Here is a 257-nt window from a genome sequence, read left to right as displayed (position 1 = left end):
CCATTCATGTGAAGTTCTAGATACTGCTAAATCTTCAAGGCCAGGTTTAATAAAATTATTAATCATTTCATTCTTTCTAGACTCAGGCTGAATAAACTCAGGATTTTCTTCATAAAAGGCAAGTAACCGATCTGAGTATTTACTCATACGGAAGAAGTAAGACTCCTCCTGTACTTTTTACACTGGACGGTTACAGTCAGGACAATTACCACCCTTTGCCTGAATCTCCGTATAAAATGATTCACAAGGTGTACAAT

The 257-nt window shown here is 36.6% G+C and carries 1 pseudogene; it reads right to left on the bottom strand.

From position 1 onward, the window contains the following. A pseudogene (locus AOA60_RS29440) lies at positions 1 to 159 on the bottom strand (class I tRNA ligase family protein); the annotation flags it as partial. Between the last annotated feature and the right edge of the window lie 98 nt (positions 160 to 257).

Origin of the sequence: Pseudomonas sp. 2822-17, from assembly GCF_002742485.1 — a bacterium.
Taxonomy (GTDB): domain Bacteria; phylum Pseudomonadota; class Gammaproteobacteria; order Pseudomonadales; family Pseudomonadaceae; genus Aquipseudomonas; species Aquipseudomonas cyclaminis.
The sequence above is the reverse complement of the archived record's forward strand: the minus strand, read 5'-3'. Positions and strand labels throughout refer to the sequence as shown.